Below are 25,331 nucleotides of genomic sequence, written 5' to 3'. Positions count from 1 at the left end.
TTCTTGCCCTACAGGGTCTCGCCGGGGATCGACAGGTACGTCTCCTGGAGTTGCCTCAAGACGGGGTGATCTACAGGGAAGTCGGTGTCGTCGATCGCGGCCAGGGGGCGGACGCCGATCGAGGTGTTCGTGGCGAAGGCCGCGGCCATGCCCTTCGCCTGGGCCAGGGTGACGGTTGCGGTGCGGTGGTCGGCTTGCTGCTGGAGCAGGGCCATGGTGACGCCGGGCAGTACGGGAGCGTCGGGCCACACGACGGTGCCCTCCTGGTCTACGAAGGCCACGTTCCAGGTGCCGCCTTCGGAGACGAAGCCGTCGCGGCCGACGAACAGGGCATCGTCGAAGTCCGCTCGCTGGGCCGCGCCCCGGGTGTGCAGGGCTCCGAAGAGGCCGGTGTGCTTCACCTGGGGCAGGTCACGCTCGAACACCTGGCTCTGGGCGCGCAGCGGGGCTGGAGGCAGGGAGCCGGCGCCGCGTACGGACACGAGAACGTGCGGCTCGTTGGCGTCGGCCGGGTGGCCCATCTCGACCTTCGGGTCGTAGATCGTCACGCGCACAACGCACGGCAGGGCCTGTCCCCCCAGGGCCTGGCGGACGTACTCGCGGACACGGTCGGCGTTCAGGGCCGCGTGCCACACGATCTCGCAGTCCCGCGTGAGGCGTTCAAGGTGCAGCGTCAGACCGCGGATGCTGCCGTCGGAGTCGACGCGCATGGACGTGAAGTGCCCGACGTTCGTGAGCGCCAGGGGGAGCAGTTCGTCTACGGATACGGGCTTTCCATCGAGAGTCACCATGGCGCCCAGCATGTCAGGACCGTCTGCTCCGGCGGCACCCCAATCAAGGTTACTGACGGGTCAACGTCATCTGAAAGTCATTCCCAAGCCTTTACGGCGGGGTGTTCGCTGGTCACCACGCAATCACGTCGAGTGATCGGCGGCGTCATCGGCGCCGCTGCCGCGCTCTCCTGCGCTGCCCACCTGGGAGGACCCCGATGAGCCCTGTTCCAGGGGTCGCCCCAGTCGCGGCCGAGCCCAGTTGGTCTGATGTGAAGAGGAGTTGTGTCATGCGTCTGCCGCTGACTTCCCGTCGGGATGCCGGCCCGCGCGTTGTCCCGAGCAGGCAGGGCGGCACCGGCGCCGAACGCGGCCCGCAGCGCGATCGTGCGGTGGCCGCGATGGAGACGGTGGCGCTCGTGTTGGACGAGGACTCACCGCTGCCGGAGAGCACCGGCGACGTGGAGGAACTCGCGCGGCGCCTTCGCGGTCACATCGGACAGCTCGGGGCCGTCGTACCGCCGGGAGTCTCGGCACTGCGCGCCGCGCAGCAGCTCGCTTCGGCAGGTGTCCCCGACGGTTACATGCCGAGCAGGGTGCATCTGGTCAAGCTGGCCGAGGCCGCTCAAGCACTCGTCGCGGCCGTAAAAGCTCACGGCATGGTCCCCGCGAAGCCCATGCGGAGACGGCGTTGGTGGAGGCCGCAGCTCAATGTGCTGCACGGCTCGGTCTTCGCTGTCGCCTTCGCCCTCTTGGCTCTGGCCGCGTCGGCGCCCCGGGCATGACCATCACCGGGGCAGTTCTGATCGCGGTGGTTCTCGGCCCGATGGCGTGGCTGATTCTCCGCGGTGGCCGAGCAACCGGCCGCGCCGCTCCCCAGGACAAGGACTCCGTACCGGGGCAGAACGGACCTTCCCCACAGGTGCCCACCGAGTCCTTCCTCATCTACCGTTCCCGGCCGCTGCGGCGGCCCGATGCCATCCCCGGATCCGCGGGGTCTACGGAGATTCACACGATGACTCACCTTCCGCGTATCGAGCAGTACGGCCTGATCGGCGACATGCAGACCAGCGCCCACGTCTGCGACGACGGCTCGATCGACTGGCTCTGCCTGCCCCGCTTCGACTCGCCGGCCGTCTTCGCTAGCCTGCTCGGCACCCAGAAACACGGTTCTTGGCAGATCGCACCGGCCCCGTCTGCTGGCCGATCCGACGCCGGAGCGGTTGCCGAGCGCCGGTACCGCGGTGACTCGCTCGTCCTCGAATCGCTGTGGTGCACCTCGACCGGATCGGTTCGGGTGCTCGACTTCATGCCGCCGCGCGATGGAGCACCCCAGGTGATCCGGATCGTCGAGGGCGTGGCCGGCGAGGTGCCGATGATCTCGGCCCTGCGTCCACGGCCGGGGTACGGCAGCGTCAGCCCGTGGATCCACGAGGTCGGCGGGCGCATGGTCGCGGAGGCCGGCGCGGACGCTCTGTGGCTCGACACGGGCGTCCAGCAGGTAGAAAAGGACGGCGTCATCGTCAGTGCCTTCGCCGTCGCCGCCGGGCAGAGCGTGGCGTTCGTGCTCAGTTGGTGCCCCTCCCACGCAGCCGCACCGGAAGTTCCCGACCCGGAGGCCGCTCTCGCCGAGACGCTCGCCTTCTGGCAGGACTGGACGCAGGAATGCACCTACGACGGGCCCTACCGCGAGGCAGTGGTTGGTTCCTCGATCGCGCTGAAGGCGATGACGTATGCGCCGAGCGGCGGGATCGTCGCGGCGCCGACCACGTCGCTGCCCGAGGAGATCGGCGGCGGACGGAACTGGGACTACCGCTACACCTGGCTGCGCGACGCCTCCAACGCTCTCGCCGCGCTGCTGGGAACCGGCTACAGGCAGGAGGCCCGTGCGTGGCGGCGTTGGCTGTTGCGTGCGGTGGCCGGCGATCCGGAAAACCTGCAGATCATGTACGGGATCACCGGCGAGCGTGATCTGCGGGAGCGGGAGCTGCCCTGGCTCCCGGGGTACGCGGAATCAACTCCGGTGCGGGTCGGGAACGGGGCGGCGGACCAGCTGCAACTCGACGTGTACGGCGAGTTGATCGAGACCCTCTACCTCGCCCACCAGAGCGGTGTCGCCCATTGCGCCGACACCGCAGCCCTGCACCAGCTGCTCATCGAGCACCTGGCCCAGCGCTGGCAGGAACCCGACGAGGGAATCTGGGAGATCCGCGGGGCACGCCGGCATTTCGTGCACTCTAAGGTGATGGCCTGGGTGGCCATCGACCGCACCATCCGCCTGGCCGAGGCCGACGCCCTCGCGCTGGATCCGGGCCCCCTGGTCGAGCTGCGCGAGATGATCCACCGCGAAGTCTGCACCGAGGGGTTCGACCCGGAGCGCAACACCTTCACCCAGTCCTACGGCTCGCAGGAACTGGACGCCGCCACGCTGTTGATCCCCCGGGTCGGCTTCCTTCCGCCCGACGATCCCCGCGTCATCGGCACCGTGGACGCCGTACGCCGGGAGCTGTCCACGCCGGACGGGCTCGTGCGCCGGTACCCGACGATCGGCAACCACACCGGAGTGGACGGCCTGACGGGCGATGAGGGCACCTTCGTCCTCTGCTCTTTCTGGCTCGTGGATGCCCTGGCCCTGATCGGCCGCATAGATGAGGCCCACGCCCTGTTCGAACGCCTTCTCACGCTGCGCAACGACCTCGGCCTCCTCGCCGAGGAGTACGACCCCGTCCAGCAGCGCCAACTCGGGAACTTTCCGCAGGCGTTCAGCCACATGGGCCTGATTCAGAGTGCCCTGCTCCTGCAGCAGCTGGCGGCACAGTCCTCTCCTCACCGAGGCGCGGTGGCGGTTGCGGCGCCCCGTTCCCCCTCACTCGGGTCGCTACAGAACCGCAAGGCCCTGACGTCGCAGCACGCCTAGCAGCCCCTTTCCACTGACGAGGATTCTCATGTCTGACAGCGCGTTCCCGACACGGCCGGCCGCGACCGGCCACCGCCGACGGCGGTCGCCACGGACCGATGCCTTCACGGTGCACTGCGTCCGTCGTGCCGTGGTGCTGCCCCTGCTGCTTCTTGCGGGCCTGCTGGGCTTCGCCTTCGCCGTCTGGTCGACGGCCGCGGTGGCTCTCGGCTGGCTCCTGGTCGGCCTGGTCTGCGGACTGGCCGGGGTCGCACTGGTAGCGGCCCGCGGAGTGCGTACGGCCGCCGACGCCGTGCAGACAGCCACAGAGGAACGACGCACGGCGGTGCTAACCGCCGTCACGGGAGCGGCGGCGGCCGTCGAGAAGTCGGTGGCGTGGTCGGCGGACGAACTGTGCCGAGGGGCACGACCACCCCTGCCGGACATGCAGATGCCGCAGCCGACCAGTGCGACCGCAGAGATCGACAAGGCGCTGAGTGCACTCCAGGTGCAGGCCGTCGCCGCGCTGATACGCGTACACGACGAGTCCCAGTCCGTCGTCCTTCTGGACGTACTGCGCCGCCTGGCCACACGGGAGCACGCCCTGGTCGGAAAAGCACTGGAAGCACTGACTCAGCTGGAGATGCTGACCGACGAACCGGAGCTGCTGTCGAAGATCTTCGAGATCGACCACCTCGTGACGCGGATGCGACGACAGGTGGAGAGCACCGCGGTGCTGGGCGGGCAGTCCCTGCGCAGCGTGCGCCAGCCGGTGCCCGTCACGACCACATTGCGCGGTGCGATCTCCGAGGTGGTGCAGTACCCGCGCGTGGTGGTCGCGGCCGGTTCCGTGGGCGGTGAGCTGGGGCTTCCCGGACACGTGGGTCCGGACCTGACGCACCTGCTGGCCGAGCTGATCGAGAACGCCTGCGAGTGCTCCGACCCGGCAACGAAGGTGATGGTGCGGGCGCAACGGGTGCCGAACGGGCTGGCGGTCGAAGTCGAGGACCGGGCCATCCCCATGCACCCGCAGACCCGCGCACAGATGAATCATCTGCTCAAGGCCCCCGATGAGGTCGATGTCAGCGGTCAGGTGCGAGACGGACAGCTCGGCCTGCTGGTCGCCGCGAAGATCGCCCAGTCACACGGGCTGTCCGTTCTCCTGCAAGAGAACGTGACGGGAGGCACCACCGCTCTGGTCGTCATTCCGGCCCGGCTCCTCGTAGCGATTCCCCACGTCGGTGACGCGGGCGCTCGACGCCGGGAAACACGCCCCTCCACTCTCCCGCCACGGCAGGCTGCCGCAGCGAGGCCGGCTGCCCCTTCTTCTACAGGGCAGGTCCAACACCCGACCGCCGTAGGCCAGCCGGGACCCGACGTGGCGGGGCACGTTGCTCCAGCGCCCGACCTTCCCCGGCGTACACGGCAGGCCGGTTCCTTCCCTCCACCGCGTGAGCGGGAGCAAGCCCCCGCGACCGCGGCGACGCCAGGGCTCGCAGCCGCCTTCCGCACGGGCATAGAGGCCGGCGGGGCCGCCGGTTCCCCTCCCCCTCCGGCAGAGCAGCCCAGGCCCTGACCATCGCCCGTCCCCGGCGGCCCGGACATATCCGCCGGCCCTTCCCCCCTTCTGGAGCAATCCTCATGAGCACCCGCCCTGAAATGAACCCGCCGACCGGCGTCGCGCCCGCATCCGAGGCGACGGCGAGCCATCAGCGGGATGACATGGCCTGGCTGCTACGGCAGTTCGCCGCCGACGTCCCGGGCGTCACGCACGCCGTTCTCCTGTCGCGGGACGGGCTGCGCCTCCTGGACAGCGAAGTAGACAAGGACTGGGCGGACGAGCTGTCCGCCGCGCTCGCCGGTATGGCCTCCCTCGCGTCGAACGCCACCGGTCCCACCCACCGGAAGCGTCCGGCCAGGCAGATCATCATCGAGCGCGACGACTGCCTGTTCTTCGTCCAGAGCGCCGGTCGCAGCGCGGTCTTCGAAGACCACCCCGGCAACGAACGCGGGGAGGTGGACACGGTCCTCGCCGTCATCGCTGCCCCGGACGCCGACGCAGGCCCCGTCGGGTTCGAGATGGGGCGCCTGGTGAAGAGGTTCGCCCCCTACATGCAGATCCCCGTCCGCGTCGGCACAGGTGATGAGTCCCGGTGAGCACCCACGGCGATGCGGCCGAGGACTCGACGTTCGTGCGGACCTACACGCTGACGCGCGGGCGCACCAGGCCGCGGCACCTGCTGGGCCTGGACACCGTGCTGGATGCCGGCCCCGGACGGCCCGGCCTGTGCCAAGCCGAGGAATGCGAAGAGATCCTCGCCCTGTGCAGGGATCACCGACGCTCGGTAACCGAGCTGGCGGGACGGCTCGGCCGCCCCGTCACCGCCGTCAAGATCCTCGTCTCGGACCTCCTGGACTCCCAAGCCCTTGTCATCTCCGTCACCGATGCCTACGGCTCCGACGCAGACGCGGATGAACGTCCCACCACCCACCTGTTGGCGGCCCTCTCAGTGGCCCTGAAAAGGAAGTTTCCCGATGCCATCGCCTACCGCCAGGCCGGATGACCCGCCTGTGGGCTTGCGGACTTCGCATGCCGGTGCACCGACCGTGCTGAAGATCGTGATCGCCGGGGGGTTCGGCGCCGGCAAGACCACCGCCGTGGGCGCGGTCAGCGAGATCACGCCGCTGAGCACGGAGGAGTACCTGACCGAGGCGAGCACGGACGTGGACAGCCTGGAAGGCGTCGAGGCCAAGCAGACCACCACGGTCGCCTTCGACTTCGGCCGCCTTAGCCTCCCCGACGCGCCCGTACCTCTGGAGCTGTTCCTGTTCGGCACGCCCGGCCAGGACCGGTTCGTCGACCTCTGGTACGACCTCTCCCGGGGAGCCGTCGGCGCGGTCGTCCTGGTCGACACCCGCCGCCTGGAGAGCAGCTTCACCCCCGTCAGCTTCTTCGAAGACATCGGCCTGCCCTTCGTCGTCGCCGTGAACCACTTCGACGGAGCCCACCGCTACCACCCCGAACAGGTCCGCGCCGCCCTCGACCTGCCCACCTCCGTACCGGTGGTCACCGACGTTTCGCCCCACTGGGCGGAGGGCGCGAGGGCGACCTCGTGGGACGCCCGCAATCCGAGCCACGTCGCCGGCGTCCTGCTGACCCTCGTCGGCCACGCAGTGCAGAACACACCGGCACGCCCCGCTCACCCCACATCCACCACCACCCTCCAGGACGCCTGATGTCGTATCAGCCCAACGATCCCCACCTCGTGCCCCAAGCCGCACCGTCCGCGCTGTCCTTGCCGCAACGCGGCACGCGCGACGGCGCCCACGGGCTGTCCATCCCAGCCGGTGCTGCCATCACCGGCCCGCAGGCCCAGCAGGCGACCGAACTGGCGCAGCGGTACGAGTTGCTGGAGCGCCTGGGCGTGTCGACTGCTGCCAGCTCGGACTTTGACGAGCTGGCCCGCGACATGGCTGAGAAAGCCGGGTTCCTGTACGGGTTCGTCAATCTGTTCCTGGAGGAGCAGACCTTCGTCGGACTGCACCAGCCGCCCGCGGACAGCGGGTACGTGATCGTCGGCCGCACCATGAGCCACGACCACGGCTGGTGCCCGGAGGTCGTGGCCCGCAAGAAGGCCCTCCCGCTGCACGACGTGCACGCCAGCCCCCGTTTCAGCGGCAACCACGTGGTCGACGCGGTCGGGATCCGCTCCTACTTCGGCGCCCCGCTCATCCACGAGAGCGGCACCGTGCTGGGCACGGTCTGCGTCATCGACCCCGAGAAGCGGCCCCTGAGCGAGGCCCGACGGCTCAGAGACATCGTCATCAACGCCGGCACGCAGGTGATGGACCGCATCGCCCCCGCGCCCGTCCGCTAGGCCCGTTCCACCGCCCCCACCCGGGAGCCGCAGGCGATACCCGGCCGCTCTACCGCGCGACCTTCATCCAGGGAGAGGGAGACGACCATGCCCGCCACAACCGCCACACCGCCTCCGGCGCTGCGTCCTTATCTCGCCGCCCGCCACGAACTGCTGTGGCACGAGGCGGACGCCTTCGCGGCCGAGCACATCGCACCGCGCGCCGTACGCATGGAAGCCGCTCCGGGCAGGGTGGAGAGCAAGGTCGCCGATCTGATGGCCGCACGGGGCTGGTTCGCCGTCACCGTCCCGGCTGCCTTCGGCGGTCTGGGCGCGGGCAATGTGGCCAAGACGGTCTTGATCCACCGCATCGCCTGCGTCTCTGCGGCTGCCGCAGCCATCCTGCAGGCCACCCTGATCCCCGTCGGCGCCTTGCTGCACTTCGCCACCTATGAGCAGAAAGGTCGCTGGCTGCCGGGGGTGGCGGACGGTTCGCTGCTCCTGTCGATCGCGGTGACCGAACCGACCGCCGGCGGGCACATCGGCGGCATCGAGACGACCGCCGAGAAGGCCGGCAACCACTGGCTGATCACCGGCAGCAAGATCCATATCGGCAACAGCCATCTCGCGGGAGCCCACCTCGTGATCGCCCGGACCGCCGAGGCGGGCGTGCGCACCTCGCAGGCGCTGACCGCGTTCATGGTCGAATCCGACCGCCACGGGCTCTGCGTCCCTGCCCACCGCCCCGGCCTCGGCCTGCACGGCTTCTCCGCCGGCCGCCTCGACCTCGACCACGTCCGCGTCCCCGTCGACAACGTGATCGGAGAGATCGGCCAGGGACTGAGCGTGGCCCAGAGCAGCAGCATCCTGTACGGCCGCCCCAACCTGGCCGCCGTCAGCCTGGGCATCCACGAGGCGGTCGCGGCCACCACGACCTCCTACCTCAAGGCCCGGCCCCGCTACCGGGGCGCCCTGTCCGATCTGCCGGTCCTGCGGGACCGAGTCGGCGACATGGAGGCCCGCCTGCGCGCTGCACGGATCCTGGCCTACCAGGCCGTGCACCTCCTCGATCAGGGCCTGTCCTGCGACGCCGACCTGATCAACGCAAAGTACCTGGGCCACCAGTGGGCCATGAAGTCTGCCCAGGACGCCATGGAACTGCACGGCGCCCACGCCCTCGACCGCGAGTACCTCCTCCAGCGCCTGTGGCGCGACATCCAGCACACCCACCCGCCGGCCGGAACGGGCGAGGTCCAGCGAATACGCCTTTCCGACGCCGCCTTCGACGACGACCACATCCAGTGGTCCGAACGCCTCGCTGCCGAAACCGCCTGGGCACAACCCGACCCCACCGCCGCATGAACCCCCGCGCGCGGCACCCCGTGAATCCCAACCGCCGCGCGCGGGCCCGTGCCGCCGGCCGCCGTCCCCCGCGGGGGCCGGCGGCACCCCTTCCGGAAACCGTCCACCCAGCCGAGAAAGAGACACCCGTGACCCCGTCCACGACGACCAGCGCACCGATCACACCGCTGAAGCCGACCCACCAGCGCGTCGCCCAGCACCTCGTGGACGGTCTCACCACCCAAGACATCACCACGAGAACTGGCCTGTCGCCCCACACGGTCCGTCAGTACGTCCGCGACATCCGGGTGAGCGTCCACTGCCCGCCTCGCTGCAAGCCGCACGTGCTCGTGCATCGCCTGTTGGCGACCGAGCAGGTAGCCCTGCCGACGACGGACCGGGCAACGCCGGAGCTCAACGCGGAGAAGCGGCTGCTGCTGAAGGCGGTCGCTGAACTCAGCTCCCCCCGCGACATCGCCCTCGCCGCCAAGATCGCCCCCGCCGATCTCCGGTCCGCACTCGACGAACTGCTCGACGAGACGGGCACCGCCGACGTCACCCAGCTCGTCGTCCTGGCCCACGCCTGGCACCTACTGGGCACCAAGCCGACCGGCACGGTGGAGAGCGGAGCAGTGAAGTGAACACGTCACCCGTCACACCGTCCACCGAGCCGTCTCCCGCATCACTGCACCAGCGCGCACCAGGCTTATCAGCCGTATACGAGATGCGGACTCTGTGCACGGACGCCGAGCGGGACGAGGCCGCCGCGCTCGTCCAGGACCGTCAGAGCTGGCTCACCATGCGCGGCCTACCGGTACCCACCCGAGCCGATGTCCCAGCCCTGTTCCGCAACCCGCAGTCGAAGCCGGCCGGACTGTTCGAGGACGGTCTGCTGGTGGCCTGCATGATCCCGCAGCGCGCGCCCGACCTCGGATGGGGTCAGGGCCCGTGTCTCTTCCTGAGCTGCATCCACACCCTGCCCGACCGCTCCGACGACACCATCCAGCTGATCACCCTGTGGGCCTCCGACTTCGCCGCCCGACGCGAACTGCCCCTCGTGCGCGCCGAGGCCCTGGCCCGCCATCCCCTCGACGATGATCCGATCGCCCCATTCCTTCGTCGGCTCACCCACATGGGCTGGGACGTGCGCGGAACGGGCACGGGGCAGCACGAGGAGCGGGCCGCTCGCCTCGAACTCATCGCCGAGCAACGTTCTGGACTGAGCGTGCTCATCGCCTGCCAGGTCCACGAACCGCAGTCCGCCGCAGACAGCCGGACCATCACGTGACGGCCGCCGAACCGCTGCGGCCAGACCTCGCACGCGAACTCATCGACCGAGCCACGAAGGCGGCAGCGCGCAGAGCCAAGCGCCTGCGCAACCAGCTCGACGCCGTCCAACTCGGCCAAGACCGACACGCCGACCACGCCGACACCAAGGTGCTGCGCCGCGTCCTGGCCGAACACGACTGGCCCGGCCACCGCCTCGTCGGCGCCGAAGCGGCACGTGCCGCCTGGAGCCTGGCTCTTCACGCCGACGACGACGCCGATTTCCAACGGGCGGCCACCACCCTGCTGGAGCGCGCAGTCCAGGACGGCGACGCGCGTGTCCAGCACTGGGCCCACCTCTACGACCGCACCCTGGTCAACAGCGGTCGCCCCCAGGAGTTCGGGACTCAACAGGTCCTCACCGCAACAGGAGTCGAGCTGTGCCCGGTGCGCGCGCCCGACTCCTTGGACCAGCGAAGGGCCTCCATCGGGCTGCCACCGATCGCCGCCGCCCTGAATACGGTGCGTCAGCGGCTCGCCCCGCATGGCCATGCCGACGACTCCCCGACCGTCGTGCTCGCGGGGGCCGCATGACCCAGCTGGCCCCGCCCACTCCACCGATCCGACGCCCGACCACAGCTCCCTATACCTGAAAGGACCGTTGCCCTATGAAGGTCACCACCGCTGTCCTCGCTGGTGGCGCCGCCATCTCCCTCGCCCCCACCGTGGTCGGAGCTGGCCGGCTCAGGCAGGACGCACGGCACCAGGCCGAGCGGAACGAGGCGATCGTCGCACGGAACCAGCTCGACTGGCATGAACCCGGGACGACCGTGAAGCGAGCCGAAACCCTCACCGAAAACGTCCGCCTGAGACAGCAGCGAGGTTAAAGATCAGGCCAATGCCTCACGAATTACATCGACCGTGACCGAAAATTATGTTGACTGGTTCGCGGCGGCCTGCAAGCGTGACCACCATCAGTCGGGGAATCGCTGAGATGGGCCAACCCAAAACTCTTGGGCAGCCTTAGGGGAACCTATGGAGCGGCAGGAGGAATTCCTGCCGCCCAAGGCTGCTCTTGTTCACGCCATTGGAGGGGTGCCGTGACTGCCCACATGACTGATGCGGTGCTCGCAGAATCATCGAGGGAGATTCTCGAGCAGTGTCCGACACCGACGTCCACCACCGGCCTTGTGATTCGGAGATCCGACCAGCGGATGTTCGAAGGTCAAGCCGAGTCGGCTATTGACGTCCGGAAGTCGCTCCACGTGGAGGAGGTTCCGTTGCCGGACCTCGCGGTCGACGAGGTGTTGGTCGCCGTCATGGCGTCGGCGATCAATTACAACACCGTCTGGTCCGCTATGTTTCGGCCGATCCCCACATTCCGGTTCCTTGATAAACTGGCGAAAGGAAATCCCGACTTCGCCCGCCATGCAACCGACCAGCATATTCTGGGTTCGGATGCGGCCGGAGTCGTCGTTCGAGCAGGGCCGTCCGTTCGCCATTGGCGCGTCGGCGATCACGTCGTTGTAGGCACCCTGCATACGGATGAACAGGATCCGATCACGCAATGGGACGGGATGCTTTCCACGTCTCAGCGCGCCTGGGGATTCGAGACGAATTTCGGTGGCCTCGCCCACTACGCGATCGTCAAGGCGACTCAGCTGCTCCCCAAACCTGCTCACCTCACCTGGGAAGAGGCCGCCTGCAGCACCCTGTGCCTGATGACGTCGTACCGGATGCTGATCAGCGATCGCGGTGCCCGGGTCAAGATCGGCGACTTGGTGCTGGTGTGGGGTGCGACCGGTGGTCTGGGGGCTTACGCGACCCAGTTGGCGAAGGCGGCCGGCTGCCAGGTGGTCGGCGTCGTCAGCAGCGCGTCGAAGGTGGAACTTGCGCGGTCGATCGGATGTGACCTCGTCATCAACCGCTACGACGCGCCCGGTGCCGACGGGCTCTCGTCCCTTGAGGGTTGGCGGTGGCTGGGCAGCCGAATACGGGACCACTTTGGCGAGGACCCACACTGCGTCTTCGAGCACGTGGGCCGGCCGACCTTCGGTGCCTCCGTCTACCTCGCTCGTCGCGGCGGCACAGTCGTCACCTGCGGTTCGAGCCACGGCTACGTGCATGAGTTCGACAATCGTCACCTGTGGATGAATCTGAAACGGATTATCGGAAGTCATGGTGCCAACTACCAGGAGGCAGCCGAGGCGAACCGACTGGTGCAAATGGGCCGGATCATGCCGGCTCTCTCCGAGGTGCATCCGTTGACCGAGTCGGCGGAAGCAGTCCACCGGGTGCATCGAAACGTCCACATCGGCAAGGTCGGGGTGCTGTGCCTGGCCCCCAGTGAAGGCTTGGGCGTCACAGACCTCGAGCTTCGGGCCAGCATCCCGGCGGAGCGGCTCCGCCTTTTCCGCAGCGACGACCCGACCGTGAAAGGCGCATGACGATGTCTTTTGTGGACCTGATCGTGGAGACGATCGAACGGTGTCCGGACGTCGTCGCGGTGCGGGACTCGAAGCGGGCACTCACGTTCCGTCAGCTCGGCGGGCTGAGCGCGGCCCTCGCCGTGTCCATTCAGGACACCGCCGGATCCTACGAGCCCGTCGTGATCGACGTGCCGCGCTCGGTGGGCATGGTGGTCGCGAGCCTCGCCGTCCTGCGATCGGGGCGGGGGTGCGTCCCTGTTGACCGTACCCAACCGACGCGGCGGACCGAGACGATCCTCGCGAACACCGGCGCGCGCTATGTGATCCGCGAAGCGGAGCCGGCCGACGGCAGTGCCCTGCAGTTCGACGTCACCCCGCTCCCCGCCGCGGGCCACCGGTCCAACGACCGCGCGGACGAGCTGGCGTATGTACTCCACACCACCGGATCGACCGGAGAGCCCAAGGGCGTGGCGATGGGACGCGGGCCCCTGTCGGGTCTCGTGGACTGGCATGTCCGCACCGAGGGCAGTTCCACCGCCCCGCACACAGCGCAGTTCGCGGCCGCCACGTTCGATGTCGCGTGGCAGGAGATCTTCACCAGCCTGGCCCTCGGCGGCACGCTGCACATCGTCCCCGACGACGTGCGGCGGGACCCCGCCCGCCTGCTCGACCATTTCGCCGATGTCGGCATCACCCGCGTGTTCCTCCCCACGGCCATCCTGCAGGCGGTGGCGAATCGCGGCCGGAGCCGACCAAGGCTCACCGCGCTCCAGCACGTCTTTGTGGCCGGTTCACAGCTTCGTATCACGCCCGAGATCCGCGCATGGTTCGCCCACCTCGGGAGCGCTCGGCTGCATAACCACTACGGGCCTGCGGAGACCCACGTCGTCACCAGCCACACGCTTGGTCAGAACGCGTCACAGTGGCCCGACCTGCCGCCGATCGGCCAACCACTCCCCCACGTCTCGGTGCGCATCGCCGACGCCGACAGCACCAACCCGCGGGCCGAGGAGGCCGACGAGTCGGGCGAGGCGGGGGAGCTGTTGCTGGGCGGGGACTGCCTGTCGTACGGCTACCGGAACCGTCCCGAGCTGACCGCCGAGCACTTCATCGAACGTGACGGCCGACGGTGGTACCGCACCGGGGACCTCGCCCGTCACCACGACGGCGAGCTGTGGTACCTGGGCCGTATCGATCGACAGGTGAAGATCGACGGGCACCGCGTGGAGCCTGGCGAGGTGGAAGTGCTCCTCGCGCGCCACCCCGACGTCAGTGACGTGCACGTGGCCGTCTCCAACGATGGGCAGGGCCGGCCGCGACTCGTGGCGTATGTGGTGTCGGAGTCGATACCGACAGTTCCCCCGCCGGAGGACGACCGTCCGACGAGTGGGCAGGGCGGGCAGAGTGGGCAAGTGCTGGGTGTACGGGAGGCGGATCCACCGTGGAGGGGCTTCCTCGCCCCGCTGCTATCAGGACCCTCCGTGCCGTCGCTCTGGATCCGGGTTGACACGATTCCCTTGAATGCGCACGGCAAGGTGGACGCCGCGCGGCTCCCGGACGTCGCGCGCGACCGCCCGTCGCTGTCGGTCACGTACTCGGCCCCCAGGACGTCGTCGGAGCGACTCATCGCCGGCATCTGGGAGACCCAGCTCGATGTGGTCGGGATCGGCCGTGACGACAACTTCTTCGACCTGGGTGGCTCCTCGCTGCTCGCCGCCGCAGTGGTCGGCGACATCTCGGCCGCCCTGGGCATCGAGTTCCCGCTCGTCGAGGCGTACGCGCACCCAACCGTGCGAACCCTGGCCCAGCACCTGGACTCCCGCGATCTGCCGGTCACCGCTCCCGTGCGGCGACGTGTGCGGCGCCCGACCGGTGACGGCGCCGACATGCCAGTGGCCATCGTGGGCCTCGCCTGCCGGTTCCCCGATGCCAGCACTCCGGCAGGGTTTTGGTCCAACCTGGTGACCGGCCGGGAAAGCATCACCCGCCACGGCGACGGCCCGGACGAGCGTGGTCGCACGCGCGCGGCGGGCATCTTGCGTGACATCGAGCTGTTCGACGCCGGCTTCTTCGGCATGTCTGGTGAGCAGGCGCGGCAGCTGGACCCGCAACACCGGCTCTTCCTGGAATGCTGTGCCGAGGCGTTGGAGGACGCCGCTTGCGTACCGCGGCCGGATCTCTCGGTGGGCGTCTACGGCGGTTCTGGCCCGAGCACCTACTTGCTGAACAACCTGTTGCCTGGGCAGGGGGTCCGATCGCTGACGTCCTCCGTGGACGATTTCAGCCTGCTGATGGCCAACGACAAGGAGTTCATGGCCGGGCGGGCGTCGTATGCGCTCGACCTGCGCGGCCCAAGCCTGAATGTGAACGCGGCCTGCGCCACCTCGCTCTACGCCCTGCACGCCGCGATCCAGGCCCTGCGGTCCGGCACCTGCGATGTCGCACTGGCCGGTGCGGCGTCGATCTCGGTGCCGCAGATGTTCGGTTATCTGTACCAGGAGTCCATGCCGTTCTCGCCGGACGGCCATTGCCGGGTGTTCGACCGCGACTGCGCCGGCACGGTGTTCGGCAACGGCGTCGGTGTGATCGCCCTCAAGCCGCTGGACGCCGCGCTCGCAGCCGGTGACGACATCTACGCGGTCGTCCGCGGCAGTGGGATCTCCAACGACGGCGCACAGAAGGTCGGCATGACCGCGCCCAGTGTGGCCGGGCAGGAGCGGGCGATCCGGATGGCGCTGGACGCGGCCGCGATCGCCCCCTCGACGATCCGGTACGTCGAAGCGCACGGCACGGCCACCCCGGTCGGCGACGCCATCGAGATCGAGGCGCTGCGGCGCGCCTACGGGCCGCTGCCCGTCTCCTCGTGCGGCATCGGCTCCGTCAAGGGCAATCTCGGACACCTCGGATGGGCGTCGGGCATGGCGGGTCTGCTCAAGGCGGTGCTCATGCTCCGGCACGGGCAGGTCCCGCCGACCCTGCATTTCCAGCAGCCGAACCCGGAGCTCAGTCTCGGGAACAGTCCTTTCACTGTCGTCGACCGGCTCAGCCCGCTTCCGACGGAGGACGGCGTCACCCGGCTGGGGGTCAGCGCCTTCGGTATCGGTGGGTTCAACGCCCATGTGATCCTCGAACAGGCACCGGAGCGGACGGCGCGTGACGAGGAGCAGCGCCGGTGGTACGTACTCCCGTTCAGCGCCAGGTCCGACGCCGCACGCGGCCGCGTCCTGGAAGCTTGGCGTGACGACGCGCTCAACTCCGTTGCCGTGCCTGACACCGCCAGAACTCTCGGCACGGGCCGACGCCACCACGCTTGGCGCACGGCTGCCGTGGTGGCCGCCGACGAGGCCATCGCCGACGGGCTCAGCCGGGTCGGCGGGGACCACTCGGCGAGTCCGTATCCAGGCACCGGATCGGTCGTCGGGCTCTTCGCCGGACACGGCGTCGAGCGCCGCGGGACGGGGCAGGAGCTCTATGACACGGAGCCCTTCTTCCGCACGGTGCTCGACAGCTTCGACACCGTGACGAAGGCCGAGCTGAGCACGACCGTAAGCAGCCTGCTGTATGCCCCCGACAACCAAGATCTGCCGATCGACGACCCGGTCGAGGTGCACGCGCTCACCTTTGCCGTCCAGTTGGCGCTGTTCCGGCTCATGGAGTCCAAGGGCGTGCGGTTCGACGTGCTCCTGGGACACAGCATGGGGCAGTACGTTGCCGCTTGCGCGGCGGGTGTGTTCTCGGCCGAAGAAGGCATGTACGTCGCCATCGAGCGGGGCCGGGCGATCCAGGACACCGCGGCGGACGGGACCATGATGACCGTGGTCGCGGATGCCGCGACGGTGATGCGGCTGATCGAAGCGACCGACTCTCAGGTGGACATCGCGGTCGTCAACAGCGACCGCAACACGGTGGTTTCGAGCCTTGCGGAGGACCTCGACCGGTTCGGGGCCGCCGCGGCCTCGGCCGGACTCGAGGTACGTTCACTCGGCTCGCTGCGGGCTGGTCACTCCCGGTGGATGCGACCGGCGGCCGACCGCCTGCTTCACGCGTTCGGCCGAATCTCACTCAATCCGGCCACCCGTACGGTCATCTGCAACACGACCGGCGACATAGCTGGTGACGACATCGCCACGCCGGCCTATTGGGCGCGGCATCTGTGCGAGACCGTACAGTTCGGGCCCGGGCTCGCCCGGGCCGGGGAACTCGGTGCCGGCTCGTTCTTCGAGCTGAGCGGCTCCTCCGGCCTGCTGTCGCTCGCGCACACCGTGCTTCCCGACCATCCCGGCCCCTTCGTCCCCGTTGTGCGCGCGCGCCATGACGCGTCGCGCACCCTGGCTCAGGCGCTGGCCTCGGCGTACGAGGCTGGCCTGGACCTCGACTGGGACGCCGTCAACGGTGACGGGGGTCGTCCGGCACACCTGCCCACCTACCCGTTCGAGCGACGCCGCCACTGGACTGGGCCGTCCGCCGTCTGGTCGGGCGACTACGGCGTCGAGGACGCGGGCCGGGCGCCGATCCACGAGGTCCGTTGGCTGCCGCATCCCCTGCCGGATTCCCGTCCGCCCCTCGCCGCGGGGCAGGTCGTCGCCGTCGGCCCCGATGGCCCCTGGAGCGCCACGGTCCGTGCCGCTCTGTCGGCCGAGAACGACTTCTCCGAGGGGCGCGACATCGTGGTCCTCTTCGAGGAGGACGACCTGGACAGCGGAGTCGACCCGGTCGAGGCCCTACGCCCGTGCATCACGCGCGTGCTCGATGTGGTGCGGGGCGCGATCTCGGATCCCGTCGGCGACCCGCCGAGGCTCTGGCTCGTGACCAGGGGTTCACAACGAGTCTCCGCCGATGACAGGGTGGCCCCCCTGAACCGTGCGGTATGGGGTCTGGGCCGAGTGGTTGCCCTGGAGCAGCCCCAGCTCCGCACGGTCCTTGTCGATCTCCCGGCGGCTTCTGCCGCGGCCGATCTCGACATGCTCCGTTCGTGCCTCGCCAGTGGTACGGCGGAGCGCGAACTGGCCATCCGCCAGGGCACTCTGCTGACCGCGCGCCTAGCCGCCGCCGCGCCACAGGATCATCCACCGGCGATGCTCCGCGCGGACCGGACCTATCTCATCGTCGGCGGCTTGACCGGCTTCGGACTCTGGACTGCCCAGGTCCTCGCGAACAGCGGAGCCCGGCATCTGTTGCTGGTCGGCCGTCGCCCACCCGGTGAACGCGCCGAGGAGCGCATCGCGGAGCTGCGCGCGGCCGGTGTTTCCGTCGAGACGGAATCGGTTGACGTGTGCGACGAGGATGCCGTGGACGGGCTCTTCGCCGACCGTCGGGCCACTCGTCCGATCGGTGGCATTGTGCACAGTGCGGGGATCCTCGACGACTCCCTCGTGGACAAGGCGTCCTGGACCACAGTGGCCCCGGTGCTAACGGCGAAGGTACGTGGAGCGTGGAATCTGCACCGGTCCGCTCTGCGACACCAGGCACCCCTGTCCTTCTTCGCCATGTACTCGTCAGCTACTGCGGTGCACGGCAACTACGGGCAGGCCGCGTACGCTGCCGCCAACGCGTTTCTCGACGGCCTGGCCCAGCTGCGTTCGGCCATTGGCCTGCCCGGTGTGTCGTTCAACTGGGGCGTGCTCAAGAACGCCGGGCACGTCAGTGATGACGCCGAACTCATGACGGCACTACGGCAGCGCGGCCTCGGTACGGTCGACGCCGGCGTAGCCGAGGCGGTGCTGCGCCGCCACCTGTGCGCCGACACAGCCGAGGTGCTGGTCCTGCCGAATGACTGGGAGGTGTTCCTCGACGCCCACGATTTGAATGACGCCTCGTTCTACGCCGAGCTCAGTGCGACCGCGTCACCAGTGCGAGCTCCACGTCCGGAGACATCGCTACGGGCACAGCTCGATGGGGCGCCTCTCACTGAACGCACGGAGCTGCTCGCGCGCGCCATCGCGGCCATGATTGAGCGTTACATCGATCTGCCGACCGTACTCGGACCGGACGACCCGATCGCAGATCTCGGTCTGGACTCACTGTCGATGATCCAGCTGCGGAACACCCTGCAGAGCGCGCTCCAGATGCCGTTGCCGCCACGCCTGCTTCTGACCCACCCCACCATCGCCGGCATCACCGAGTCCCTGCTGACTCGCCTGGACGATCTCTCCACCGAGGAGTCACCGGAGATCAGGCCCGCGCTCTCCCTGGAGCAGCGTCGCTGGCTCAGTCTGACCCGCGGGGCCGGCTATGGATTGCGGGTCGTGCCGGCGATCTTCCACGACCGGCTCGACCGGGCCGCGCTGCGCGTCGCCCTGCACACGGTCGTCGACCGGCACGAATTGCTGCGGCAGTACTACCCGGAGGCGAACTCGATCACGGTGCTGTCGGCCGACGAGGTTCTGCCGCCTGAGGACGACCTCTTCCGGGACCTCGCGACCATGGACGAGGAGGACTGCGCCGAGGCTGTCGCTGGCGAGCTGCGGCAACTCCGCGAGGAGATACCCGATCCGGTCGAGCATCCGTCGTGGCGGGTTCGTTGCCTCAACCTGCCGGATGACCGGTTCATGGTGGCCGTGGCCGGCCAACACCTGGAGTTCGACGGATCCGGGCTGTCGGTATTCGTCGGTGAACTGCGCCAGGTCTATCGGGAGGTCCGGGACGGCGGAGCAGTACCCGACCTCGGCCGGACGGTCCAGTACGCGACGTACACGCGGGCTCAGGCCGACTACCTCGCCGACTCGATCGACCGGGAGAGGCCCTACTTCGCCGGGCTGTTCGCCGGCGTGCCGGGCCGGACCCAGCTGCCCGGCGCCGACCAGGGCGGTACGACCGAGGCGCACCCCTCGCTGCGGTACACACCCGGCGAACCACTGGCGAACATGGACGACATCCGGGGCGTGGCGAAGGAACTGGAGGTCACTCCGTTCTCGGTCGTCCTGAGCACCTACGCGGCACTCATGGCGGAGGTCGTCGGCGCGCCCGCGGTGTGCGTGTCCATGATCCGCAGTTCTCGCTTCGACGAGCGGTACGCCGGCACGATCGGGCCCTTCACCATGCCGTTCCCGGTGCCGATCCACGTCCAGGGCTGGGGCGCCCGCGAGCTGGTCCAGCAGGTCGACGACACGCTGGCGACCCTCTCCACCCATCCGCAGTACCCCGCCACGGACCTGCTGACCACGGCCCGGGCGTTCACCGGGCTGCCGCTGGACACCTACTTCAGTGACGTCGGCATCAACTTCACCAGCTACCGCCGCGAGGAGCAGACGGGCACGCCACGCGTCGACCTCATCGAGGTGCTCGGCGAGGTCGAGCACCCGCTCCTGCGCCGCTACGACTTCGGCTCGCTGCGCCGCATTCCCGGGCTTCACCTCGTGGTGGCGGAACAGGGGCCGGATCTGGTCGTCAACTACTGGTACCACGCGCACCGCTTCGCTGAGGCGACGGTGGCGACCTGGGCCGACCGTCATCGGGCCCTCATGGCGTCTCTGCTGGCCGCCGACACACGGGAGTCAATCAATGTCGCGGTCGACTGATCTGTACACCAGGCGGGCCGAGTCGTACGCAATCGGCCGTCCGGAATATCCACCGGACGCGCTGATGCCGCTGACGGCGATCGTGGGTGTCGCTCCACCCGCGGAGATCGCCGACATCGGTTCCGGGACGGGCATCCTGACCGGCAGCCTGCTCGGCCTCGGGTACCACGTGTACGCGGTCGAACCCAACGAGGCCATGCGGTTGGTGGCCGACCGCGTACATCTCGGCCACCGGGGTTACCGCTCGGTCGCGGCGGCCGCGGAACATACCGGGCTGCCGGACCAGTCGGTCGACGCGATCACCGTGGGGCAGTCGCTGCACTGGTTCGACCTCGCGCAGGTGCGGGTGGAGTTCGCCCGGATCCTGCGGCCTGGGGGCGGGCTTCTGGCTTTGTGGAACGAGATGCGATGCCGCAACTGCGCGTTCTGCCAGGCGCTCGAAGGCGTGCTGATCAGCCTGCTGCCCGCCTACGCGGCGGCCAGGGCACAGGCACCGGACCCCGTTGAGCTGGTGACCGCAGCCATGCCGCCCGGCACCTCGATACACCCGTCCCACCTCCGGCACGAGCAGCACGTGACAGAGGAGGGGCTCTGGCACCGGATCCACTCCACGTCCTATGCCCCGGAACGCGGCGACCCGTTGGCGGAACAGCTCAGGCATGCGCTGGCGGTGCTGTTCCGTGAGCACGCCGCCGACGGGCTGGTGACCCTCCACTACACGGCTACGGTCATCACCGCGGTGCCGCCCGGTTCAAAGGGAGTGCGGCCGTGATCACGATCCGCCCGCTGACGGCCCACGGCCTCGGAGCTGTGGTGACCGATGTCGATGTGGCCCACCCGCTCGATGAGCCCACGTTGGACCTGCTCGTCGAGACTCTCTACACGGCCGGCGTGGTCCTGCTGCCCGGCCAACGGCTGACTCCCGAGTCGATGCGGGCGTTCGCCGAGGCCCTGGGGGTGCCGGAATCCGTGCGCCCGGCCGAGCATCGGCTTCCCGGCATGGAGCACATCCGGCTCCAGTCCACCATCGCGGGCAGCGGGGTGGACGGTGGCGGCATGTACTGGCACGCCGATGGTTCCTGGCAGCCGGTCCCCACTGCGGCGACGCTGCTCGGTTGCATCGTCGCGCCGGAGGGCGGCGGGACAACCAGCTTCGTCGACGGACGTGCCGTCCATCGCGCTCTGGCACCGGAACTCCAAGTAGAAGTCGGTGCCTTGGCGGGCTTCTATCCGGTGCGCGAGACCATGGCCGCCGATCACATGGCGTCCGGCATCGACGACCCCGACATGTTGGCGTCGTTGAAGGACGTCCATCACCCGCTTGTCCGCCCGCACCCGGCGACGGGTGAGGCCGCGCTGATCCTGAACCAGATGATGCTGGCGAAAATCGCTGACTACGACCGGGATCGCGGTGCGGCACTCTTGGACGAGCTCTACGCGACCGTCGAGAGTACCGCCTTCACTTACGTCCACGAATGGACCGACGGTGACCTGCTCGTGTGGGACAACCGGATCGTCATGCACCGTGCCCAGCCGGTTCCGCCGGAGGCGACGAAGGTCACGTGGCGGATCACCTTGCATTCAATCGAGCGAACCGTCGCCGCGGGCGGCACCGGGAAGGGAGCATAAATGGAAACGAGCGAGCTGCTGGATGCCGACACGCTGAGCCGGTTCAAGCAGGACGGCTTCGTCAAAGTCAGCAACGTGTTCCCTGTGGAGCTGGTCAGCCGACTGCGCGACGCGCTGGTGGCGGAGCGCACCGCGTACAACGCCGGGGAGCGAGACGGTGATCCCCGCTATACCTTTGCGCGGACATCCTCCGTCCAGGTGATCTCGAACCTGTGGCGGATCATCGACGAGTTCGCCGACCTGTCGGTCCACGCCAAGCTGGCCGAGATCGCCGGTCGGCTCATGGGGATGGACCGCGTGCGGCTGTACCACGACTCGATGCTCTACAAGGACTCCGAGAACAGGGCCGTCCCGTGGCACCAGGACGAGTACTTCGCCCTCCTCGAACGGGTGGTCACCGCCTGGGTGGCACTCGCCCCGGTGCGCCGTGAGGACGGTGCGGTCATCTACGCCCGTGGGTCCCACCAGGACGGCCTGTTCAACAAGCAGGGCATGTCGGACGAGGACGTAGCCGAACTCCTCCAGGAAAAGGGGTACGAGTTCTGCTGCCCGGACATGTCCCCGGGTGATGTCCTGTTCCACACGGGAACGCTCTTCCACCGGTCCGATCGCAATGAGACCCAGGACCCGCGCTACGCGTTCACCGCGTTCTTCTGCGAGGACGGTCAGCGGTTGCGGGCGCAGCCGTTCGGTATCGACCTCGTGGACCTGGTCTACTTCCCGGGTCGGGAAATCGGTGACCTGGCCGACTCGCAGTACAATCCGTTGGTCTATGAGCGGGGGGTCGAATGACCACGATTCGCGAGCTGCCGATATTCGACAACGACTTCAAGGCCGATCCGTTCCCGTTCTACGACGAGCTCCGGGCCTCCGGGTCGCTTGCCCAGGTGCGGCTCCCCACCGGGGTTGTGTGCTGGTTGCTGGTCGACTACACGCACATCCGGGCGCTCATCAATGATGATCGTCTCTCGAAGAACTCCCGGTTCGCCGGGCCGAGCTGGCATTCCGTGCACATCAACCGGGATGGCGAGACGTCAAGGCCGGTCCTGGAGCACCTGCTGACGGTGGACGCGCCGGAGCACACCCGGCTGCGTGCCCTTGTCGCGCCCGACTTCCGGCCGCGTCGGCTGGCCACGCTGCGGCCCATGGTGGAGGCCGTCGTGTCCGAGGCGCTCGATCGCCTGGACCCGGACACGACGGTCGACTTCGCCACCGAGTTCGCCGCGCTCGTGCCCCTGATCGTCATTTGCGAACTGCTGGGGGTCCCCGTAGCGGACCGGCAGCGGTTCCGTCGCTGGGCCGAGCTCCTCATGTCCGCGGACGAGACGGAGCAGGCGCTCATCCCGGGCGCGGCGCGGGAGCTGTCCGACTACCTGCTCGCCCTGGCGGACGAGCGGCGGGCCGCCCCGGACGACTCCCTGTTCTGCCGGCTCGTCCAGGCTCGCGACCGGGGCGAGATGACGGACCGGGAGCTGGCCGCGATGGGGTTCATCCTGCTGGTCGCGGGCCATGAGACCACCGCCGGCCTGCTCTCGGCCGGTCTGTTGGCTCTGCACGAGACGCCCGGGGCATGGCAACGCCTCTGCGACGCACCGCAGGACACCCCTCGCATCGTCGAGGAGCTGCTCCGGTTCTGCTCCCCGATTGAGGTGGCGACACCGAGGTTCGCCCGCGAGGACATAGAGGTGGGGACGCAGACCATCAAGGCTGGTGACACCGTCTTCCTGAGTTTGGCTGCCGCGAACCGCGACGGCAGCCGGTTCGACCAGCCCAACGACGTCATCGTGGACCGGGCGGGAGGTGGTCACCTCGCGTTCGGCCTGGGCCCCCACTTCTGCCTGGGCGCGGGTCTCGCGAGACTGGAGGGGGAGGTGGCGTTCGCCGCCCTCAGTAACCGCTTCCCCGACCTCGCGCCTGTCGGTGGCCAGGAGACACTGATGTGGTCGCCCGGACTGCTTCTCCGCGGTCTCAAGACACTCCCGGTGCGGCTTCGTCCAGCCCTGGACCGGCCATGACCGGGCGCGTTCATGGCTCCGTCCACACCGGATTCGCGGCGGTTCGGGATGTTCTGAGCGAGCACCTCTCCGCCGGCCTGGACTTGGGCTTCAGCTTCTGTGCCTACCACCGCGGCGAAGTCGTCGCCGATCTATGGGGCGGGCATGTCGACGTGGACCGGCGACTGGACTGGCTTCCGACCACGCTGCTGCCGCTCACATCGATCACGAAGACGGTGCTGACCACCACGTTGTGGCGGCTGGCAGAGCTGGGTGACGTGGACATCGAAGCGCCCGTGAGCGGCTACTGGCGAGAGTTCGGCGCCAACGGGAAGGCCGACATCACGGTGGCCACCGTGATGTCGCACCGGGCCGGAATCCCCGCGTTTCCGGATCCGATCACTCTGGCTGACGAGCTTGAGTGGTGGCCCGTCGTCCGGAAGATCCAGAATCTGACTCCCTTGTGGAAGCCGGGGGAGGCTCACGGATACCACGCCATCGTGCTTGGTTTCCTGACCAGTGAGCTCATCCGGCGGGTCACCGGGGCGCCAGCGAGCGCGGCTGTCCGTACACATGTCATCGACCCTCTCGGCATCGACCTGCACATGTCACTGAGCTCGGATGACACACGGCGTCTCGCCGAAGTGCTACCCCCGTCCGACGACCAGGTGCCCGAGGTGGTGCCCGCAGGGCAGCGCGAGTATGTTGCGGGCTTCGTCGATCAGGACTCCCTGCTGCACCGGGCGACATTCGGCTCAACCGCCATGACCTTCAAGGACATGAACAACCCGGCATATCACAGCACGGAGCGCCCGGCCGCCTACGGCACCGCGCACGCGGTCGCAAAGATGTTCGCCGCCCTCGTATCGGACATCCCCGAGGGTCGGCTGCTCAGCCCGCGATCTGTGCGGATGGCGGCGTTGGAGCGCTCGTCGGGAATGGACGAGGTCTTCCGCCTCCCCACCCGCTGGGCCGGCGGCTTCATGCTTCCCGGCGGTCCACTGTGGCCGGATTTCGGGCGCCCCGCCTTCGGGCACATCGGCTCCACCGGCGCACTGGCCTTCGCCGACCCGGAGTACGAGTTCTCCTTCGCGTTCCTGCCCAACAAGATGAAGAGCGTGTACGAGGTACCGGACCGCCGCGCACAAGCGCTGATCCGTACCTGCTACGCGGCGCTCGAGGGGATGTGAAACGAGGGAAGCGATCCGCCCTCAAGCCATCTACCCGAATGCCGGGCAGTCGTATTCGCCCCCGACGGTCACTGGGCTCATTTCTATCGGAACCGATATGCGCACTGAAAGATGCAAAGGCAAGGCAAGCCGGACCAACCTCTGCCAGTACAACATCTTGCGGCCGTAGTGGTTTGACCTCCCGTTATCGCTTCCCTCGGGAATCAGACCGACATGTCCATATATCGACGCCCCGCACTTTTTCAATTATGAACGTGATGCCAGGGATTGGAGCTGGCCGCATCGCCATCACGGCCGGCGCGGTCAGCACGCCACCTCGGGAGAGAGGGCAGCGTTCTGTAGTCAGAGCTGTGGGTGCCGAGCGCGCTTTCGGGCAGCGCACCAGGCGGTTGCCGACCAGTCTCGCCATTGTCACGCCGACTTTAGTGCCCATCGCCGTCAA

Annotated in this window: 20 protein-coding genes; 19 read left to right on the top strand and 1 reads right to left on the bottom strand. The window is 68.7% G+C overall.

The genetic code is table 11. The annotated features are described in order from the left end of the window. Positions 1-8: 8 nt before the first annotated feature. A complete protein-coding gene (locus tag ACLLJJ_RS26455; RefSeq protein WP_434595979.1) occupies positions 9-791 on the bottom strand; it encodes an aminotransferase class IV family protein in 783 nt (260 codons plus the stop codon). 269 nt (positions 792-1,060) lie between these two features. On the opposite strand from ACLLJJ_RS26455, the gene ACLLJJ_RS26450 reads away from it, so the two are divergent. The 19 genes from ACLLJJ_RS26450 to ACLLJJ_RS26360 all read left to right on the top strand — a co-directional run bounded on the left by ACLLJJ_RS26450 (position 1,061) and on the right by ACLLJJ_RS26360 (position 24,889). Beyond that, positions 1,061-1,555: a DUF6415 family natural product biosynthesis protein gene (locus ACLLJJ_RS26450; protein ID WP_434595977.1), complete on the top strand. Its 495-nt coding sequence runs from the start codon at positions 1,061-1,063 to the stop codon at positions 1,553-1,555. A gap of 230 nt (positions 1,556-1,785) precedes the next feature. Next, positions 1,786-3,687, top strand: coding sequence for a glycoside hydrolase family 15 protein (locus tag ACLLJJ_RS26445; RefSeq protein WP_434595975.1), 1,902 nt, complete (start codon positions 1,786-1,788; stop codon positions 3,685-3,687). 28 nt (positions 3,688-3,715) lie between these two features. After that, positions 3,716-5,242, top strand: a complete 1,527-nt coding sequence (locus tag ACLLJJ_RS26440) for a sensor histidine kinase (protein ID WP_434595973.1) — start codon at positions 3,716-3,718, stop codon at positions 5,240-5,242. Between the two features lie 65 nt (positions 5,243-5,307). Then, positions 5,308-5,823: a roadblock/LC7 domain-containing protein gene (locus tag ACLLJJ_RS26435; RefSeq protein ID WP_434595971.1), complete on the top strand. Its 516-nt coding sequence runs from the start codon at positions 5,308-5,310 to the stop codon at positions 5,821-5,823. Next, positions 5,820-6,230 (top strand): DUF742 domain-containing protein, encoded by a 411-nt coding sequence (locus tag ACLLJJ_RS26430; RefSeq protein ID WP_434595969.1) that lies wholly within the window; start codon positions 5,820-5,822, stop codon positions 6,228-6,230. The genes ACLLJJ_RS26435 and ACLLJJ_RS26430 overlap by 4 nt, the downstream gene beginning before the upstream one ends. Positions 6,231-6,273: 43 nt before the next feature. After that, positions 6,274-6,903, top strand: coding sequence for a GTP-binding protein (locus tag ACLLJJ_RS26425; RefSeq protein ID WP_434595967.1), 630 nt, complete (start codon positions 6,274-6,276; stop codon positions 6,901-6,903). Beyond that, positions 6,903-7,544 carry a GAF domain-containing protein gene (locus ACLLJJ_RS26420; RefSeq protein ID WP_434595966.1) on the top strand — a complete coding sequence of 214 codons (642 nt, stop codon included), beginning with the start codon at positions 6,903-6,905 and terminating at the stop codon, positions 7,542-7,544. The genes ACLLJJ_RS26425 and ACLLJJ_RS26420 overlap by 1 nt, the downstream gene beginning before the upstream one ends. Positions 7,545-7,631: 87 nt before the next feature. After that, on the top strand, positions 7,632-8,885 hold the full coding sequence (locus tag ACLLJJ_RS26415; protein WP_434595964.1) for an acyl-CoA dehydrogenase family protein: 1,254 nt from the start codon (positions 7,632-7,634) through the stop codon (positions 8,883-8,885). Between the two features lie 128 nt (positions 8,886-9,013). Further along, on the top strand, positions 9,014-9,505 hold the full coding sequence (locus ACLLJJ_RS26410; RefSeq protein WP_358371170.1) for a helix-turn-helix transcriptional regulator: 492 nt from the start codon (positions 9,014-9,016) through the stop codon (positions 9,503-9,505). 83 nt (positions 9,506-9,588) lie between these two features. Continuing rightward, complete coding sequence (locus tag ACLLJJ_RS26405) at positions 9,589-10,152, top strand: hypothetical protein (protein ID WP_358371167.1); 564 nt, start codon at positions 9,589-9,591, stop codon at positions 10,150-10,152. Next, entirely contained in the window at positions 10,149-10,724 is a 576-nt protein-coding gene (locus ACLLJJ_RS26400) for a DUF6624 domain-containing protein (protein WP_434595961.1), read from the top strand. Before ACLLJJ_RS26405 ends, ACLLJJ_RS26400 begins: the two co-directional genes overlap by 4 nt. 74 nt (positions 10,725-10,798) lie before the next feature. Further along, on the top strand, positions 10,799-11,017 hold the full coding sequence (locus ACLLJJ_RS26395; RefSeq protein WP_434595959.1) for a hypothetical protein: 219 nt from the start codon (positions 10,799-10,801) through the stop codon (positions 11,015-11,017). 225 nt (positions 11,018-11,242) lie between these two features. Then, positions 11,243-12,577, top strand: coding sequence for a crotonyl-CoA carboxylase/reductase (gene ccrA, locus ACLLJJ_RS26390; protein ID WP_434595957.1), 1,335 nt, complete (start codon positions 11,243-11,245; stop codon positions 12,575-12,577). Positions 12,578-12,579: 2 nt separating this feature from the next. After that, positions 12,580-20,076, top strand: coding sequence for an SDR family NAD(P)-dependent oxidoreductase (locus ACLLJJ_RS26385; protein ID WP_434595955.1), 7,497 nt, complete (start codon positions 12,580-12,582; stop codon positions 20,074-20,076). Next, complete coding sequence (locus tag ACLLJJ_RS26380) at positions 20,060-20,848, top strand: class I SAM-dependent methyltransferase (RefSeq protein WP_434595953.1); 789 nt, start codon at positions 20,060-20,062, stop codon at positions 20,846-20,848. Before ACLLJJ_RS26385 ends, ACLLJJ_RS26380 begins: the two co-directional genes overlap by 17 nt. Further along, on the top strand, positions 20,845-21,705 hold the full coding sequence (locus tag ACLLJJ_RS26375) for a TauD/TfdA dioxygenase family protein (protein ID WP_434595951.1): 861 nt from the start codon (positions 20,845-20,847) through the stop codon (positions 21,703-21,705). Before ACLLJJ_RS26380 ends, ACLLJJ_RS26375 begins: the two co-directional genes overlap by 4 nt. Continuing rightward, positions 21,706-22,497, top strand: coding sequence for a phytanoyl-CoA dioxygenase family protein (locus tag ACLLJJ_RS26370; protein WP_434595949.1), 792 nt, complete (start codon positions 21,706-21,708; stop codon positions 22,495-22,497). Next, a complete protein-coding gene (locus ACLLJJ_RS26365) occupies positions 22,494-23,720 on the top strand; it encodes a cytochrome P450 family protein (RefSeq protein WP_434595947.1) in 1,227 nt (408 codons plus the stop codon). The genes ACLLJJ_RS26370 and ACLLJJ_RS26365 overlap by 4 nt, the downstream gene beginning before the upstream one ends. Beyond that, positions 23,717-24,889 (top strand): serine hydrolase domain-containing protein, encoded by a 1,173-nt coding sequence (locus ACLLJJ_RS26360; RefSeq protein ID WP_434595945.1) that lies wholly within the window; start codon positions 23,717-23,719, stop codon positions 24,887-24,889. Before ACLLJJ_RS26365 ends, ACLLJJ_RS26360 begins: the two co-directional genes overlap by 4 nt. The last annotated feature ends 442 nt before the right edge of the window (positions 24,890-25,331 follow it).

The organism is Streptomyces sp. A5-4, assembly GCF_051131715.1.
Classification (GTDB): Bacteria; Actinomycetota; Actinomycetes; order Streptomycetales; family Streptomycetaceae; genus Streptomyces.
The sequence above is the reverse complement of the archived record's forward strand: the minus strand, read 5'-3'. Positions and strand labels throughout refer to the sequence as shown.

Coding starts and splice junctions, on each gene's coding strand:
- ACLLJJ_RS26365 (WP_434595947.1), top strand. CDS start 22,494: ATGACCACGATTCGCGAGCTGCCGATATTCGACAACGACTTCAAGGCC.
- ACLLJJ_RS26440 (WP_434595973.1), top strand. CDS start 3,716: ATGTCTGACAGCGCGTTCCCGACACGGCCGGCCGCGACCGGCCACCGC.
- ACLLJJ_RS26380 (WP_434595953.1), top strand. CDS start 20,060: ATGTCGCGGTCGACTGATCTGTACACCAGGCGGGCCGAGTCGTACGCA.
- ACLLJJ_RS26360 (WP_434595945.1), top strand. CDS start 23,717: ATGACCGGGCGCGTTCATGGCTCCGTCCACACCGGATTCGCGGCGGTT.
- ACLLJJ_RS26395 (WP_434595959.1), top strand. CDS start 10,799: ATGAAGGTCACCACCGCTGTCCTCGCTGGTGGCGCCGCCATCTCCCTC.
- ACLLJJ_RS26435 (WP_434595971.1), top strand. CDS start 5,308: ATGAGCACCCGCCCTGAAATGAACCCGCCGACCGGCGTCGCGCCCGCA.
- ACLLJJ_RS26415 (WP_434595964.1), top strand. CDS start 7,632: ATGCCCGCCACAACCGCCACACCGCCTCCGGCGCTGCGTCCTTATCTC.
- ACLLJJ_RS26445 (WP_434595975.1), top strand. CDS start 1,786: ATGACTCACCTTCCGCGTATCGAGCAGTACGGCCTGATCGGCGACATG.
- ACLLJJ_RS26450 (WP_434595977.1), top strand. CDS start 1,061: ATGCGTCTGCCGCTGACTTCCCGTCGGGATGCCGGCCCGCGCGTTGTC.
- ACLLJJ_RS26385 (WP_434595955.1), top strand. CDS start 12,580: ATGTCTTTTGTGGACCTGATCGTGGAGACGATCGAACGGTGTCCGGAC.
- ACLLJJ_RS26455 (WP_434595979.1), bottom strand. CDS start 791: ATGGTGACTCTCGATGGAAAGCCCGTATCCGTAGACGAACTGCTCCCC.
- ACLLJJ_RS26420 (WP_434595966.1), top strand. CDS start 6,903: ATGTCGTATCAGCCCAACGATCCCCACCTCGTGCCCCAAGCCGCACCG.
- ccrA (WP_434595957.1), top strand. CDS start 11,243: ATGACTGATGCGGTGCTCGCAGAATCATCGAGGGAGATTCTCGAGCAG.
- ACLLJJ_RS26405 (WP_358371167.1), top strand. CDS start 9,589: ATGCGGACTCTGTGCACGGACGCCGAGCGGGACGAGGCCGCCGCGCTC.
- ACLLJJ_RS26370 (WP_434595949.1), top strand. CDS start 21,706: ATGGAAACGAGCGAGCTGCTGGATGCCGACACGCTGAGCCGGTTCAAG.